The organism is Flavobacterium sp. B183, assembly GCF_023539155.1.
In the GTDB taxonomy this organism is placed as follows: Bacteria; Bacteroidota; Bacteroidia; order Flavobacteriales; family Flavobacteriaceae; genus Flavobacterium; species Flavobacterium tructae.
In genome coordinates this window covers 5,259,843-5,276,551 of sequence record NZ_CP097434.1, presented here as the reverse complement: position 1 = coordinate 5,276,551, position 16,709 = coordinate 5,259,843, and the positions used below count along the sequence as shown (strand labels likewise).

At 36.0% G+C, this 16,709-nt stretch carries 13 protein-coding genes and 1 pseudogene; 12 read left to right on the top strand and 2 right to left on the bottom strand.

The window, feature by feature from the left end; all coding sequences use genetic code 11:
• Nucleotides 1-248: 248 nt before the first annotated feature.
• The gene (locus M4I44_RS21570) at nucleotides 249-695 is read left to right on the top strand and encodes a GNAT family N-acetyltransferase (RefSeq protein ID WP_249966076.1); all 447 of its coding nucleotides are present in this window, start codon (nucleotides 249-251) and stop codon (nucleotides 693-695) included.
• 252 nt (nucleotides 696-947) lie between these two features.
• Here M4I44_RS21570 and M4I44_RS21565 read toward each other — a convergent pair.
• Nucleotides 948-1,732, bottom strand: a pseudogene (locus tag M4I44_RS21565) (sulfite exporter TauE/SafE family protein).
• Between the two features lie 190 nt (nucleotides 1,733-1,922).
• Entirely contained in the window at nucleotides 1,923-2,549 is a 627-nt protein-coding gene (locus M4I44_RS21560) for a Crp/Fnr family transcriptional regulator (RefSeq protein ID WP_089076413.1), read from the bottom strand.
• A gap of 452 nt (nucleotides 2,550-3,001) precedes the next feature.
• Between M4I44_RS21560 and M4I44_RS21555 the strand changes: the two genes are divergently transcribed.
• The 11 genes from M4I44_RS21555 (at nucleotide 3,002) to M4I44_RS21505 (ending at nucleotide 16,650) form a co-directional block, all read left to right on the top strand.
• Complete coding sequence (locus M4I44_RS21555) at nucleotides 3,002-3,313, top strand: rhodanese-like domain-containing protein (protein WP_017495279.1); 312 nt, start codon at nucleotides 3,002-3,004, stop codon at nucleotides 3,311-3,313.
• 77 nt (nucleotides 3,314-3,390) lie between these two features.
• Nucleotides 3,391-4,971 (top strand): NADP-dependent glyceraldehyde-3-phosphate dehydrogenase, encoded by a 1,581-nt coding sequence (locus tag M4I44_RS21550; protein ID WP_249966075.1) that lies wholly within the window; start codon nucleotides 3,391-3,393, stop codon nucleotides 4,969-4,971.
• A gap of 215 nt (nucleotides 4,972-5,186) precedes the next feature.
• A complete protein-coding gene (locus M4I44_RS21545; RefSeq protein WP_017495281.1) occupies nucleotides 5,187-7,058 on the top strand; it encodes a M1 family metallopeptidase in 1,872 nt (623 codons plus the stop codon).
• Nucleotides 7,059-7,170: 112 nt separating this feature from the next.
• Nucleotides 7,171-8,427: an alpha/beta hydrolase-fold protein gene (locus tag M4I44_RS21540; RefSeq protein ID WP_249966074.1), complete on the top strand. Its 1,257-nt coding sequence runs from the start codon at nucleotides 7,171-7,173 to the stop codon at nucleotides 8,425-8,427.
• Nucleotides 8,428-8,448: 21 nt separating this feature from the next.
• A complete protein-coding gene (locus M4I44_RS21535) occupies nucleotides 8,449-8,841 on the top strand; it encodes an ACT domain-containing protein (protein WP_249966073.1) in 393 nt (130 codons plus the stop codon).
• Between the two features lie 176 nt (nucleotides 8,842-9,017).
• Nucleotides 9,018-9,629, top strand: a complete 612-nt coding sequence (locus M4I44_RS21530; protein ID WP_070907384.1) for a hypothetical protein — start codon at nucleotides 9,018-9,020, stop codon at nucleotides 9,627-9,629.
• Nucleotides 9,630-9,709: 80 nt separating this feature from the next.
• Complete coding sequence (locus tag M4I44_RS21525) at nucleotides 9,710-10,114, top strand: GNAT family N-acetyltransferase (protein ID WP_249966072.1); 405 nt, start codon at nucleotides 9,710-9,712, stop codon at nucleotides 10,112-10,114.
• A gap of 261 nt (nucleotides 10,115-10,375) precedes the next feature.
• A complete protein-coding gene (locus M4I44_RS21520) occupies nucleotides 10,376-10,762 on the top strand; it encodes a hypothetical protein (protein ID WP_157495771.1) in 387 nt (128 codons plus the stop codon).
• A 172-nt stretch (nucleotides 10,763-10,934) separates the two neighbouring features.
• Entirely contained in the window at nucleotides 10,935-12,017 is a 1,083-nt protein-coding gene (locus M4I44_RS21515) for an efflux RND transporter periplasmic adaptor subunit (RefSeq protein WP_017495288.1), read from the top strand.
• A gap of 24 nt (nucleotides 12,018-12,041) precedes the next feature.
• Complete coding sequence (locus tag M4I44_RS21510) at nucleotides 12,042-15,209, top strand: efflux RND transporter permease subunit (RefSeq protein ID WP_089076408.1); 3,168 nt, start codon at nucleotides 12,042-12,044, stop codon at nucleotides 15,207-15,209.
• Entirely contained in the window at nucleotides 15,202-16,650 is a 1,449-nt protein-coding gene (locus tag M4I44_RS21505; protein WP_089076407.1) for a TolC family protein, read from the top strand. The genes M4I44_RS21510 and M4I44_RS21505 overlap by 8 nt, the downstream gene beginning before the upstream one ends.
• The last annotated feature ends 59 nt before the right edge of the window (nucleotides 16,651-16,709 follow it).

Sequence of the window (16,709 nt, the reverse complement as noted above, 5' to 3'; positions counted from 1 at the left end):
TTTTTTTGTTTAATCCTAAGGAGGCTTTAGTCCAAATAAATGATTATTATGATTCCATGGGTTAAAACCCACGTCTATTCAATTTTGATAAATTCGAAATTTCTAATATATCATGAGTTCGCGCTAGTTAAAACCCTTTTTTGCAGGCTTGACCGAAACGCTGGATGATCCCGTTTTATGAAATCTGGACTATAAAAGAGTTTAGGTTTTAGAATATTTTCGTTCTTTTAATCTCAAAATTTACAATAATGAATTACCAAATCAAAAAAGCAAGTTTAGAAGATCTCAATGAAACAGCTGAACTTTTTGACCTCTATCGTGTTTTCTATCGTCAGAAATCTGATGTTGAGGCAGGAAAAACATTTCTTAAAGAACGATTGTTGCATAATGAATCGGATATTTTTTTAGCGATTGCAAACGGAAAAGCTGTTGGTTTTGTACAGCTCTATAAAATATTTAGCTCTACTAAAATGCAAAGACTATGGTTACTAAATGATCTTTTTGTGCATCCTGATTACAGAGGCAAAGGATTTTCTGTAGCGTTAATTGATCGCAGTAAAGAATGGTGTGAGGAAACCAATGCTTGTGGTTTGATGCTGGAAACCGAAAAAACAAATGATATAGGAAACCAATTATATCCGCGCTGTGGTTTTGAATACGACGGTCAACATAACTATTATTATTGGTGGAAGTAAAAAAGGCTTAAGTGTAAAGTTAGCCTGCACACTTTTGTCATTCCGAGGTACGAGGAAACTCCGCAAGTAACTCCGCAACGAAAGTCAATCTTTGTTGAGCTTCTCGCGGAGATTTCTCCTTCGTCGAAATGACAATGATTGTGATTATTTGGTCTAAAAATAAAGTTTTTATGCTTTTTTTTACATCTTAAGTAAAGATATTCTACACTTAACTAAAATAAAAATCGGCTTTATCTGCGAGAAAAAATAATTTTAAAACAAAACTTCCTTGGTAATAATATAAAATCCCATTACGAGAACAAACCATCCAAAAATGGGTTTTAGTTTTGCCCCGTCGATTTTTTTAGAAAGCTGGCTTCCTATAAACATTCCGAAGAGTGCCATTGCCGAAACCCCTAATAAAAAGTATAATCGATAGGAGTTCCGATGTATAAATCGCCGCCGAAACCTATCGAAGAGTTAATCGTAATAATCAACAATGAAGTTCCAACGGCTTGTTTCATGGGTAAATTAGCGAAGAAAAGCAGTGCAGGGATAATTAGAAAACCACCTCCGGCACCCAAAAATCCGGTCACAATTCCAACTAAAAATCCAATTAGACTTAATTGAACATAATTAGTTTCGGTGGCTTTTGTTTCGGGTTTATTTTTTCGGATCATCGAAATTGCTGCTGTGATCATCAATACCGAGAAGATAATCATGATGAGAAAATCTTTGGAAACCGAATATGAAGCTATAGAAAACAGGGTAGAAGCAATTTGAGGAAAAATAACTTCCCGAATAATCAAAATCGAAATGACAGAAGGAATCGCAAAATACAAAGCCGACTTAAGTTTAAGATTCCCCATTTTGTAATGACTGTAACTTCCAAACATGGCAGTTAATCCCACTATAAATAAAGAATATGAAGTAGCTTGTTCCGGATTTACTTTGAACAAATACACCAAAATTGGAATAGTTAGTATAGACCCGCCACCGCCAATAAGGCCCAGTGAAATTCCTATAATAATCGAAGCAAAATATCCCAAATATTCCATTGCAGTTGTTTTAACGCAAAGATGCTTCGTTTAAGAGAGACTCACAGTAACATTTATCACATAAGAGTATTTTGCCACAGATTAAAAAGATTAATAGGATTTCTGTTGGGTTATTTTTTAAATCAGCATTACTGTAAATTCGTCATATCGTTAAAAAATCAATTTAATCAAATTAATCTGTGGCAACTGTCTATTTTAAAAGTTCGATTTGATTGCGGTTGAGTTTGACCAGACCTCTTTGTTCCATTTTTTTGAGGAGTCGGGAGATTACCTCTCTGGAAGTATTTAATTCGGTTGCAATTTCCTGATGAGACAGATTGACTTCAGAGCAGCCACAAGCATCAGAATGTCGTTTGAGGTAAAACTCTAAACGCTCATCCATAGACCGGAAAGCAATATTGTCTACCACTTCGAGAACTTCTTCAAAGCGGCTGCGGTAGGTATCGATTACAAATTCATACCAGGTTCGGTGTTCCATCATCCATTTGTCCATCATTTGCAAGGGAATCATCATAACCGAAACATCTTCGACAACTTTTGCCATAATCTGGCTTTTTTCGCTTTTAGCGGTGCAGATCATCGAAATGGCACAGGCTTGCCCGGGTTGTAGGTAGTACATTAAAAACTCGCCGCCATCTTCACCTTCACGGTAAATTTTAATTTTTCCTTTGGTGATTAACACGGTATTTTTAATGTATTGTCCGGTTCGCATTAAAATGGTTCCGGCTTCAAAATCCTGTGCACTTCCGTTTTCTTCAATTGTTGCAATAAGTTCGTCGGAGAAATTGGGAAATATATTTTTTAGTGAGTTTTGCATTGATAATAGGAGGGAATTAATGCCCACGGTTTTAACGGTTTGAACAGGTTTACACTTTTTTTGCCACAAATTCCACAAATTAACACGAATTAATTTGTGGAAATTCGTGCAATTCGTGGCGAATATTTTTAATCCTTTTAATCAGTGGCAAAAAACATTCTTGAAGAACATTTTTATTAAATTAAAATTAAAATCTATAATTTATTACAAAGATAAGGGATTGCAATGGTATAAATTATCAGAAAATTATATTTAAGAGGTGTTTTGTGTAAATGAAAAAATCCTATTTTCTATCGAATTTATAGACTATATTTTTAAAAATAGTAAGTAAATTTGCTTTTCACTGATTATAGTACTTTCTCTAAAACGTTTTCTGAGAATAATAATCGAAATCGCATTTGGCACGTTTTTAATCAATAGAAACGTCGTAATTTTACAAAAACACATTTACTATGAATTTATCACAAGAAGATTGGGTTAATCAGCTGGCTGCTGACGAGAATGCAGTTATACTGGACGTAAGAACTGAAGACGAATTTAATGACGGCTACATTGAAAATGCCGTAAACATCGACATTAATAAAGGACAAGGGTTTATTTATGAAATCGAAGAGCTTGATAAAAACAAAAACTATTATGTGTATTGCCGTTCTGGTGCCAGAAGTGCCAAAGCATGTCAGATTATGAATGAGTTAGGGATTAGTAATGCCTACAATTTGCTTGGTGGAATTCTGGATTGGGAAGGTGAAACCGTAAACCCATAAAACAGAAGAAGAGGCCTATAAAGCCTCTTTTTTCTTTTTCAAATGCTATTAATAACCAAACTATAACAGACCAAATTATGAGTTTAATACCCGAAGAATTTCAAATTAAAAATTTGATCAATCAAGATACTTATCTTGTAAATGGAGAATTAAAACCATGGACGGGACAGACAACCCCAGTTTTTTCGACCATTTCCTCAACCGAAAAATATACGCCAACTTTATTAGGATCGATTCCGTTTATGGAAGAGAAAGAGGCTGCCGAAGTAGTGGAAGCTGCCAATGCCGCTTACAACAAAGGTCAGGGCTTATGGCCAACGATGAAGGTCGTTGACCGTATTAAATGCATGGAGAGTTTCGTAAAACAGATGAAGGAAACCCGCGAAGAGGTGGTGAAACTTTTGATGTGGGAAATTGGAAAAAACCTTGGCGATTCGCAAAAAGAATTTGACAGAACCGTTGAATATATTCAGGATACCATAGACAGTTATAAGGAACTAAACGGACGTAGCTCGCACTTTGAAAAAGTTCAGGGTGTTAATGCGATGATTCGTCGTGGGCCTCTGGGCGTAGTTTTATGTCTCGGACCTTATAATTATCCTTTGAATGAGACTTTTTCATTGTTGATTCCCGCTTTAATTATGGGAAACACTGTGATTTTTAAACCTGCAAAACATGGTGTTTTATGTATTTCGCCATTGTTGGAAGCGTTCAGAAGCAGTTTTCCGAAAGGAGTCATCAATATTGTTTACGGTCGTGGCCGAGAAGTAGCTTCGCCTATTATGAAGTCAGGAAAAATTGACGTTTTAGCGTTAATCGGAAACAGTAAATCGGCCATAGCATTACAGGATCAGCATCCAAATAAAAACAGACTTCGTTTGATTTTAGGTCTGGAAGCGAAAAACCCGGCGATTATTTTACCCGATGCCGATTTAGATCTGGCGATTCAGGAATGTATTACCGGAAGTTTATCGTTTAACGGACAACGTTGTACGGCACTAAAAGTTCTGTACGTACATGAATCTATTGCGGAAGAATTCAATAAACGTTTTGCTGAAAAAGTGGATGCTCTGGCATTTGGAAATCCGTGGGAAAAAGGAGTTTCTTTAACACCGCTTCCGGAAACAGACAAACCAAAATACATTCAGGGCTTAATTGACGATGCCCTACATAAGGGGGCAAAAGTACTGAATGAAAAAGGAGGAAAGCATAGTGAAAATTATATTTTTCCGGCAGTTTTGTATCCGGTAAACAAAGAAATGCGAGTGTATCACGAAGAGCAGTTTGGACCGGTGGTTCCCATTATCTCTTTCAAAGATATCAACGAACCGCTTGAAGATATGGCCGAATCCAATTACGGACAACAGGTGAGTCTTTTTGGGAAAGATATTAAAACTTTGGCACCGCTTATTGATGCCTTAGTAAATTTAGTATGCAGAGTAAACCTCAACAGTTCTTGTCAGCGTGGTCCTGATGCCTTCCCGTTTACGGGGCGTAAAGATTCTGCTGTAGGAACTTTAAGTATTCCGGATGCCTTGCGCTCTTTTTCTATTCGTACGTTTGTGGCTTCAAAAGATATCGCTTATAACAATGAAATTTTGCAGGAATTGCTAAACAGCAGGGAATCGAATTTTATTAATACCGATTATATTTTGTAGTTTCCAAGGTTATATATTAATTGTAGAGGCCGTCTTTTTCTTTTTGAATTGGACGGTTTTTATTTTCTTTTTAAGTCTTTGATTTTCTGTGTGATTGAGGTTCTGACTTTATTGTTTATTTTTAGAAATAAATTTTTTGAATAATGTAACTTAAAGCTAAAAATGTCATCTAACTACTATAATCAATCAAACCACCAAAATCTTAAAAATCACTTATGGAAAAAAAATCACTTCAATTGCTATTTATAGCGTTTTTGTTTTTAGCACAAAATAGTTTTGCACAGGAACTTTACATGCCAAGAAATATTAAAGAGTCTTATACAAACGGTGTTCGTTCTATGGATGGAAAACCCGGGAAAAATTATTGGCAAAATCATGGTAAATATGACATGGCTTTGACTGTAGATGCCAATACAAAAATAGTTAGCGGAACCGAAACGATCGTGTATGAAAACAACAGTAATGATACGCTAAGAAATTTACGAATTAGATTTGTGAATAATATTCATAAAAAAACCTCGCCACGAGCGGTACTAAATAGTGAAGGTTTTTTTACGGAAGGATTGACAATAACAAATTTAAAAATAGAAGGTGAAGTTTACAAAGAAGATGCTAAAAGCTGGGGTACCGTTGGGAGTGTAAAAATGAAGAAACCTTTGCCGCCTCATAGTAAAATTACAATTGATATCGATTGGAATTATCCGCTATCAGAAGTGAGCGGGAGAGAGGGGCAAATCGATAACACTACTTTTTTTGTAGCCTATAGTTATCCTCGTGTTTCTGTTTTTGATGATTACAATAAATGGGATAACCTGCCTCATACTTCAGGTCAGGAGTTTTATAATGATTTTAATGATTATACGTATTCTGTAAAAGCACCTAAAAATTATGTGGTTTACGGAACAGGAGATTTATTGAATCCGGATGAGGTTTTACAGCCTGAATTTGCTGCACGTTTAAAAAAATCATACGTAACAGATGAAATTTTACACATTGCCAATGAGCAGGAAATGAAAAGCGGTTTGGTAACAAAACAAAGCGATTGGAACGTTTGGAAATTTGAAGCTAAAAACATTACAGATGTTTGTTTTGGTTTAAGCGACCATTATTTATGGGATGCCGGAAGTGTAATTGTAGATAAAAAAACAAAGCGACGCGCCAGTATCCAAGCAGCTTATGATGTAAAAGGAACCGATTTTGAAAATTCTATTAAGTACAACCAATATGCTTTAGATTTCTTCTCACACAATTGGCCGGGAGTTCCTTATCCATATTCTAAAATGACGGCTTTTCAGGGTTTTGCAGATATGGAATATCCAATGATGTGTAATGATTCGCAAATGGGAGATCCTGTTTTTGCACAATTGGTTCAGGATCATGAAGTAGCTCATACCTATTTTCCTTTTTATATGGGAATCAACGAAACGCGTTATGCTTTTATGGACGAAGGCTGGGCGACAACTTTTGAATATTTAATAGGAATCGCGGAGCATGGAAAAGAAGCTGCCGATAAGTTTTATAAAGAATTTCGCGTAGAACAGTATATAAATGACCCGTCTACAGAAGAAGATCAGCCTATCATCACGATGTCGTCACAGTTATCAGATTCTGGTTATGGCAATAATTCATACGGAAAAGCTTCTTTGTCATACCTTGCTTTAAAAGACTTGTTGGGTGATGATTTGTTTAAAAAAGCATTGCATGCCTATATGGACAATTGGAATGGTAAACACCCGGTTCCATGGGATTATTTTAATTCGATCAATACAGCTTCGGGTAAAAATTTGAATTGGTTTTTTGATAATTGGTTTTTCACGAATAATTACTTAGATCTTTCCGTTAAAAAGGTGGCTAAGAATGTTATTTCTGTAGCCAATGTTGGTGGTTTTGCAATTCCGTTTGATGCCATTGTAACCTACGCAGATAATACGACAGAAACAGTTCATAGCACACCGGCTGTTTGGCAGGCGAATCAAAAATTGGCCGCTGTTACAGTGAAGAGCAGCAAGCAAATTAAAAAAGTAGTGCTTGATGGTGGTATTTTTATGGATGCTACTCCTGCCGACAATACTTGGTCAGCAAAATAAAAGAGTACAACAGAAGTCGTTTTTTTAACTAAAAAGACGACTTCTGTGTTTCATAAAAGCAGCACAATAAGTTTTGAATTTTTAGTAACAAATTGAAAAAAATCAATAAGAAATGAATAGTTTACAAATTGTTTTTAGAAAAAAGATACTCTTCTTCAGTTTATTTGTATTGTTAACGAGTTTTGCATTTGCTCAAAATAAAGATAGAATTGAAATAGGAACAATCGATAGTATTTCTTCTAAAGTCCTGAACGAAAATAGAAAAATATGGATTCATCTTCCTAAAAGTGCCCGAAATACAGGTCTAGCAAAACAAAAGTATCCGGTCGTTTATTTACTCGATGCCGAGGGACATTTTAGCTCCGTTGTTGGGATAATTGAAGAAATGAGCGAAGTGAACGGAAATACAAATTGTCCGGAAATGATTATAGTCGGGATTACCAACACTAATCGAAATCGTGATTTAACTCCAACACATTCGGAGGTTGATCCTCCTTTTGTACCCCAAAGCCTAAGTGATCAATCTGGTGGAGGAGAAAAATTTGTTGAATTCCTCGAAAAAGAACTGATTCCGTATATCGACAGTAAATACTCCACAGCACCTTTTAAAACTTTGATTGGACATTCTTTTGGAGGGTTGACAGCCCTGAATATCCTTACTAATCATACCGACTTATTTAACTCTTATATTGCGATCGATCCAAGTTTGTGGTGGGATCGTCAGAAGTTTTTAGCAGATACGAAGAAAAAATTAGCCAATAAAAACCTGTCAAAAGTTTCCTTATTTATGGCGGCTGCCAATACAATGGATGAGGGGATGAATATTGAAAAAGTTAGAGAAGATACAACACTTCTTACCAAACATATCCGTTCTATTTTAGATTTAAATGATTTTTTGCAGAACAATAAGAAAAGCAATCTGAATTATGCGTACCAATATTACAACGATGACAATCACGGATCTGTGCCATTGATCGCCACCTATGATGGTCTGCGTTTTCTGTTTAAGTTCAATCAATTGAAACTTTCCATTACGGAACAGTTTAATTTTAATAAAGCAGTTTTTGCTAAGATTGAAAAACACTTCGAGAATGTTTCAAAAAAATTGGGTTATACCGTTAATGTTCCTGAAAATACCGTAAATGCTTATGGTTATCAGTCTTTAGGAAAAAAAGATATGGATTTGGCCGGTTATCTGTTTAAGTTAAATGTTGCCAATTATCCTCAAAGTGCAAATGTATATGATTCCCTTGGAGATTTTTATGAAGCTAATGGTGATAAGAAAAATGCAATTGCCAGTTACGAAAAAGCGCTGCTGTTGGATAAAAACTTTTCGGAGGCAAAGGGAAAGCTGGAGAAACTAAAATAACCGATTTAACAAAAACTTAAAATGTCAGGAGAAAAAGATTTGGAAAAATTGCTAAAAAGCATGAAACCTCAGCATAATTTAGGAGATTATGTTTTCTGTAAAGTAGAAAAGATCGGGAACATGTCTATGGATGATATTGTAATGTTGTTCAAAGAAAATGAGGCAATTACTCTGATTTTGAAAAAAGAAATTGCAGACACATTAAAGTTGGATTACTCAGTTGTAATGTCCTGGATCACACTCACGGTGCATTCTTCATTAGAAGCAGTTGGTTTAACGGCGGCTTTTTCGAAAGCACTTTCTGAGAATGGTATTAGCTGTAATGTCGTGGCTGCTTTTTATCATGATCATATCTTCGTGGCTAAAAAAGACACAGATAAAGCAATGGAAGTTTTAAATTTATTTTCAGTCTAAATTAGAGTAAAATAGTAAAAAGTAGCAGTAAATATAAGAGAGACAGGGTCGTTGAATTTCTTCTCGGATGATTTATAAGTAAAATCTTATTTTTGAATTAAAAAAAAGTTAAAAAGGAGATGGAAGTCTGCGATTAAAAAACTAGGTTTGCAAAAAAATGAAAACCTACATTATTAATGAAAAAGAAACTATTTTTTATTGTTTTATTAATCTGTTTTAAAAACTTTGCTCAAAACAACCCTAAAATCGCATTTCAGAAAAGCAGATACGAATTAGCTTTAGATTACTATGAAAAAGCAGATTATAAGAAAGCAATTGACTTGTTTTACATTGCCTCAAAAATTAAACCTGATAATACAATAGGTCAGGAATCGATTAAAAAAGTAGATACCTTAAGAACAGTTTTGAGAGAACATCTTTTAAAGCAGGCTATTGGTACCTGGAAAATGGTCGGAGATAAGCCGGTTTGGGCTGCTAGTCAAAACAATGCAGCTTCTCAGAAAGATTTTGAGGAATTAATTGAGATTAAAGATGATGAAATCTTTTCGTATGAGAAGAATAAGAAAACGCAGGAAAAAAAACTTATTAAGTCTGAGAAATTAGTGTATTACAACAAAGAGAAATCAGATGCATTGTTTTCAGACATTATTTTATCTGATGGTACAGTTTGGAATTGCACCATAAATGGAAATGAATTACATGTCATTAATGTTGGTAAGAAGGGAGATGAGGGTATTGAAAAAATAACCGACAATAATACAGAGCGATTTTATATAAAAGTAGAATAGTAAAAAAGGGAATCAACTTAGATTCCCTTTTTTTGTTTTTATGAAATATCTTTGTGTGTAAAAGAGTAATTAACAGAACAATGAAAATCAAAACAATAGAGGCTTCGGAGACCTGGCAAATCAGACATGAAGTAATGTGGCCGGATCAGCCGTTTGAGTTTGTACAGTTAGAAGAAGATGCTTTAGGATTACACTTTGGCGTTTTTGTGGAGGATAAGCTGGTTTCAATTGTTTCCTGTTTCATCAATGATGACAAAATGCAGTTCAGAAAGCTGGCTACGCTGGAAGTATATCAGGGGAAAGGCATTGGTTCTGAGCTTGTAAAATATATTTTGGAATTAGCAAAAGAAAAGAAATTGAAAAAAGTTTGGTGTAACGCTCGAGTTAACAAAAAAGCTTTTTACGAGAAATTGGGCATGCAGGATACGGGGCAGGTCTTTGCAAAAGCAGGACAGGAATTTACCATAATGGAAATTTTACTTTAGAAAAGAGAGCGTATTTTTTCGAAATACAATATACATTCTCAGATGTTTGCGATTTTGATGTTTTTTTGCTTGTTTTTGAAATGTTATCAATTTGATTCTGAATCAGAGTCTATTTTTTATGATTTTTCGACAAGAAAGGATATCTTTTTATCACAATTTCAGCCTATTAAAACTCTGAAAACGTTTTCGTGTTTTATTAAATGTTAAAGCTTATAAAAAAATCTTTTTTTCTTTCGATACTTTCCTTACTTTCGCACCCAAATGAGAAAGTTAATAGTCTTTTTAGTATTTATGAATTTGCTTCTGCTTGGCGGAGGGCAATATCTTAATGCGGGTACTCCTAAAGACTCTCATTCTCACCATCTTGAGAAAAGACACCGTGTGAAATTCACCAATCAGGATCAGGGCAGTTCGATCATAGAAGACGCTGACTGTGATACTGAAGAAGAATGCCTTGGAAGTGATGATCTTAAAGGTGGTCTCTCAAACCATTTGTTTACAACAAATTACAGCTTACTCGACAGTTGGTATCTTTCCTTTGCTACCAGTCAGACTGCTGCAAACGATTATAATCGTTTTAAAATCTTTCTGCCATTCTGTGGCAACTCAAATCCTTTCTACATTACTCAACAAGTACTAAGAATTTGATTCAACAGTATACATCGGTTGCCTAAGTTGTGATCTGCATATTTTGTTGATGTATTTTTTGCTACTTCATCTTATATGAAAGTTAAGTTCTGACTAAGGGCACCTGATGCATTTTTCATCTAAAGGAATCACCGTATTCCAAGCACTCAATCGCTTAATTTCCATTAAAATCATGAAAAGAATTATCTTGTTCACAGGCTTAATTGCCCTGGTGTGCCTAACTAGTTGTACAACTAAAAAAGAAGAAAAAGAAGAAGTAGAAAAATTTGTTGTTACCAATCCGGTAAAAATAGACACTTCGTTTACGAAACAGTACGTTTCACAAATCAAATCAGTACGTAATATTGAAATCCGTGCTCAGGAAAAAGGTTTTTTACAAAACATCTTTGTGGATGAAGGACAATTTGTAAAAAAAGGGCAGCTGTTGTTTAAAATTATGCCAAATATGTATCAGGCAGAATTATTAAAAGCACAAGCTGAACAAAAATCAGTAGAAATAGAACTTCAAAATGCCAAATTACTGGCAGATAAAAATATCGTTTCTAAGAACGAATTAAGTGTAGCACAGGCAAAATTGCAATCTGCAAAAGCCGAAGTAGCACTGGCAAAACTTCATTTGTCATTTACAGAAATCAGAGCTCCGTTTGACGGAACTATCGATCGTATTCCATTAAAATTAGGAAGCCTTATTGATGAAGGTGAATTGATGACGAGTCTTTCAGACAACAGTCAGATGTTTGCTTATTTCAATGTTTCAGAACCGGAATATCTGCAATATCAAACCGATGTAAAAGATCGTGCTGATAATAGAGTAAGCTTGGTTTTGGCTAACGGTGAAACCTTTAAAGAAAAAGGAAATGTAGAAGTTATCGAAAGCGAGTTTAATAATGAAACCGGAAATATTGCATTCAGAGCACGTTTCCCTAATTCAGGAAAATTGCTTAGAAATGGAGAAACAGGACAGGTTCAGATGATTGTTCCGCTTAAGAATGCCATCGTAATTCCTCAAAAAGCGACTTACGAAATTCAGGATAAAAAATATGTTTTTGTGATCGATAAGAACAATAAAGTAAATTCAAGAGAAATCACAATAACAGGCGAAATCCCTGATTTGTATGTGATCAGAACCGGACTTGCCGATACCGATAAAATTTTACTTGAAGGAGTTCAAAAAGTAAAAGAGAACGACAAAATCAAATATGAATTCCAATCTCCTAAAGCGGTAATGAACAATTTACGCTTAAAAGCAGAATAGGTTTAATCATTAAAAAAATAAAAAATGTTTAATAAATTTATTCAAAGACCTGTACTGTCGATAGTAATATCGCTTATAATTGTCTTTTTAGGAGTATTGTCGGTATTGAATTTACCTATCACGCAATTCCCTACAATCTCACCACCAATGGTGAATGTTACTGCAGATTATCCCGGATCTAACGGTGAATTGATGATCAAGGCAGTTATTATTCCTTTAGAAAGAGCTTTAAATGGAGTTCCGGGAATGAAATACATGTCTTCTGATGCCGGAAATGATGGTGAGGCGACTATAAAAGTAGTTTTTAACTTAGGAACAGATCCCAACCAAGCGGCGGTTAACGTTCAGAACCGTGTAGCTTCGGTTACCAATAAATTACCTCCATTGGTAATTAGAGAGGGTATAAAAATTACCCGAGAAGTACCAAGTATGTTGATGTACGTGAACCTTTACAGTACAGACAAAAATACCGACATGAAGTTCTTGTACAACTACGCTGATATCAACGTACTTTCAGAATTGAAAAGGGTAAATGGTATCGGTTCCGGAGATATCCTGGGAACTCGTGAATATGCTATGCGTATCTGGCTGAAACCGGATCGTATGCTGGCGTACAAAATCTCTGCCGATGAGGTAATGGAAGCATTGTCAAGTCAAAGTTTGGAGGCTTCTCCGGGTAAAACAGGAGAAAGTTCAGGTAAACGTTCTCAGGCATTTGAATATGTATTGAAATATTCAGGACGTTTTACCACAAAAGAGCAATATGGAAATATTGTGGTAAAGTCCAATGCTAACGGAGAACTTTTACGTTTGAAAGATATTGCCAATATTGAATTTGGAAGTTCGATGTATGATATTTACTCGAACCTAAATGGTAAGCCTTCTGCGGCTATTGTATTGAAACAGTCATTTGGAAGTAATGCCAATCAGGTTATTGAAGAGGTAAAAGCGAAATTGGAAAAAATTAAGCAAAAATTCCCAAAAGGAATGGATTATGAAATTTCATACGACGTTTCTAAATTTTTGGATGCCTCTATCGAAAAAGTAATCCACACGCTGGTAGAAGCTTTTATTTTGGTTGGTTTAGTGGTATTTCTTTTCTTGGGAGACTGGCGTTCGACTGTTATTCCGGCAATTGCGGTACCGGTATCGTTGATTGGAACCTTTGTATTCATGACTTTCTTAGATATTTCATTGAACTTAATTACTTTGTTTGCTTTAGTATTAGCAATTGGAGTCGTCGTCGATGATGCGATCGTTGTGATCGAGGCAGTTCACGCCAAAATGGAAGAAGAACATCTGTCGCCTCTTAAAGCAACTAAAAAAGCGATGCATGAGATTGCAGGGGCAATTATAGCGATTACATTCCTGATGGCGGCGGTATTTATTCCGGTGGCTTTTATGTCAGGTCCTGTTGGGGTGTTTTACCGTCAGTTCTCAGTTACTATGGCAACGGCGATTATACTTTCGGGTATTGTGGCTTTAACCCTGACACCGGCACTTTGTGCTATGATGTTAAAAAATAATCATGCTCTGCCTAAAAAGAAAACACCTGTTAATGTTTTTATAGATGGTTTTAACAATAAGTTTAATCTGGCTCAGGGGAAATACCAAAATGTATTAGGTAAGATTGTAAACAGAAGAGCCGTTACTGTAATTGCTTTGTTAGGATTTTGTGCCGGAACATGGTTAGTGAGCAGCACAGTTCCTTCCGGATTTATTCCGAATGAGGATCAGGGAATGTTCTATGCTGTAATTCAGACACCTCCGGGTTCTTCATTAGAAAGAACCAACAATATTGCAGAGCGAGTTCAGAAAATTGCTGAAGATATAGACGGAGTAAAATCAGTTTCTTCATTGGCAGGTTATGAAATTCTTTCTGAAGGTACAGGAGCAAACTCAGGAACTTGTTTGGTTAACCTTAAGGATTGGAGCGACCGAAAAGAATCTGTTTTGGAGATCATGCATGAAATGGAGGAAAAATGTAAAGATATTGCAGGAGCTAATATCGAGTTTTTCCAACCGCCTGCTGTACCTGGATATGGTGCTGCCGGAGGATTTGAGCTTCGTTTATTGGATAAAACAGGTTCCGGAGATTACAAAAAAATGGAAAAGGTAAATAATGACTTTGTTGCTGAATTGAACAGACATCCGGAATTGTCTAACGTGTTTAGTTTCTATAGCTCTAGTTTTCCTCAATACATGATGAAAGTCGACAATGATCTGGCACAACAAAAAGGAGTTTCCATCGAAAATGCCATGAATACCTTGTCAACTCTTGTGGGAAGTAACTACGAAATCAGTTTTATTAAATTCGGAATTAACTATAAAGTAATTGTTCAGGCTTCTCCGGAATATCGTGCTCAGCCCGATGATATCTTAAAACTGTATGTGAAAAACAACCGTGATGAAATGGTACCTTACTCCGCTTTTATGAGATTGGAAAAAGTATACGGACTTTCTGAAATCACAAGACATAATATGTACACTTCCACACAAATTAGTGGTTCGGCTGCAGCGGGATATAGTTCCGGTACGGCAATTAAAGTTGTTCAGGAAGTTGCTGCTAAAAAATTGCCTAGAGGATACGACATCGACTGGGCAGGTATTTCTGCTGATGAGGTAGCACAGGGGAATCAGGCAATCTGGGTATTCCTGATCTGTTTAGGATTCGTATATCTGGTACTGGCAGCTCAATACGAGAGTTTTATTTTACCATTATCTGTAATTCTTTCTTTACCGGCAGGTATTTTTGGAGCTTTCTTTTTACTGAAATTAACAGGATTAGAGAACAACATTTACGCACAGGTAGCCATGGTAATGCTTATTGGTTTATTGGGTAAAAATGCCGTGTTGATTGTAGAGTTTGCAATTCAGCGACATGCTGCAGGTAAATCAGTTCTGGAAGCTGCAATGGAAGGAGCCAAAGCAAGGTTCCGTCCAATCTTGATGACTTCCTTTGCTTTTATAGCAGGTTTATTACCACTTGCATTTGCTACCGGTCCCGGAAAAATTGGTAACCGTACGATTGGTACTGCTGCAGCAGGAGGTATGCTTATCGGAACGATTTGTGGGGTGTTTTTGATTCCTGGTTTGTATTACATCTTTGGAAAAATAGCAGAGAGATACAAACTAGTGAAACATGAAGAAGAGAATCCATTAACAGAAGAAATTGATAACAATCATGTATAAATTCAAATCATATCAATATAGTATTGCATTGAGTGCATGTCTCATGGTTGCAGGGTGTAAGGCCCCTGCTCCTGAGACTACAACAACAAGCACACCAGTTCCTGAGTCGTTTGGTACAACAACTCAGATTCAGGATGCAAACAACAATACGGCAACATTAGCGTGGAAAGATTATTTTAAAGATCAGAATCTGGTAGAGCTAATTGATGTTGCGCTTAAGAACAATCAGGAATTAAACATTACTTTGCAGGAAATTGAGATTGCAAGAAATGACATTCGTGTAAAAAAAGGACTTTTATTGCCAACTGTTGGTGTTCGTGCCGGAGCGGGAGTAGAGAAAGTGGGCCGCTACACCAGTCAGGGTGCAGGTGATGCCAATACAGACATTAAACCTGGTGTAAAGACCCCAGATCCATTGGGAGATTTTACTATTTCGGCCTATGCAAACTGGGAAGTTGATATCTGGAAAAAACTGCGCAATTCTAAAAAAGCAGCTTTAAATCGATATTTAGCAACAGTTGAAGGGAAGAACTTTGTAATTACGAATCTTATTGCCGAAGTAGCCGATTCTTATTATGAGTTACTGGCTTTAGATACCCAATTGGACATTGTAAAACAAACCATCAAATTGCAGACGAATGCTTTGGAAATTGTAAAAATTCAGAAGCAGGCGGCAAGAGCGACCGAACTGGGAGTGAAGAAGTTTGAAGCTGAGGTTTTAACTTCAAAAAGTATGGAATTTGGAATTCTTCAGCAAATAAAAGAAACGGAGAATAAAATCAACTTTTTATTGGGAAGATATCCACAGGAAATTAAAAGAACCAATACAAACAACTTCCTGAGCTTATTACCGGCTGTTGTGACTTCAGGAATTCCGTCTCAATTACTGGCAAATCGTCCTGATGTGAAACAGGCAGAATTAGAATTAGTCGCTTCAAAATTAGATGTAAAAGTGGCACGTGCAGAATTCTATCCTTCATTAGACATTTCAGCTGCAATAGGAGTGCAGGCGTTTAAACCTTCTTATCTGTTAACATTTCCGGAGTCACTTCTGTATTCATTAGCAGGAGATCTGGCCGCACCGCTGATCAACAGAAATGCGATTAAAGCAGAATTCGCCAGCGCAAATGCAAGACAGCTTCAGGCTTTGTACAATTACGATCGTACCATTTTGAATGCTTATTTAGAAGTTTCTAATCAACTTTCGAAGATCGAAAACTTACAAAAAGGGTATGATCTTAAATCGCAACAGGTAGATGCTTTGAACACTTCAATAGATGTTTCTAATGATTTGTTTAAATCGGCCAGAGTAGATTATTTTGAGGTTTTAATGACACAACGAGATGCATTAGAAGCAAAACTGGAATTGGTAGATACTAAAAAAGAACAATTGAATGCTGCAGTCCATGTTTACAGAGACTTAGGTGGCGGTTGGAAATAATATTGCTTTTTAATTTGTAGACAAAAGCCTTTCAAGATTTTATACTTGAAAGGCTTTTT